At 67.3% G+C, this 431-nt stretch carries 1 protein-coding gene; it reads left to right on the forward strand.

Annotation, left to right across the window (positions count from 1 at the left end):
- On the forward strand, positions 1-423 hold a 423-nt coding region (locus tag NBA72_RS24200), incomplete at its 5' end, for a tetratricopeptide repeat protein (RefSeq protein WP_094300862.1).
- Positions 424-431: the final 8 nt, after the last annotated feature.

A 431-nucleotide genomic window follows, 5' to 3' on the forward strand; every position in this document is an offset into this window, starting at 1 on the left:
ATGGCGCGGCTGGCGCTGGGGCTGCGCACCCGCCTGCAGAATGATGCCGGCAATGTTGAGGGCTGGCTCATGCTGGGACGCATCGGTATGGTACTGGGTAATGCCGGTACCGCCACCGGGGCGTATGCGAACGCCTACCGCCTGGACCCGAAAAACCGCGATGCGGCGCTGGGCTACGCGGAGGCGCTGACGCGCTCGTCCGACCCGGAGGATAACCGCCGCGGCGGGGAGCTGCTGCGCCGGCTGGTGAGCCGCGACCACACGGATATCCGGGTGTTAAGCCTGTATGCGTTCAGCGCCTTTGAGCAGCAGCGCTTTGGTGAGGCGGTGGCGGCCTGGGAGATGATGCTGAAGCTGCTGCCGGCGGGTGACGCCCGGCGGGCGGTGATAGAGCGCAGTATCCGGCTGGCGCAGGAGAAATAAGACCCTGA

The sequence above is a fragment of the Salmonella sp. NW1250 genome (assembly GCF_051812965.1).
GTDB lineage: Bacteria > Pseudomonadota > Gammaproteobacteria > Enterobacterales > Enterobacteriaceae > Salmonella > Salmonella enterica.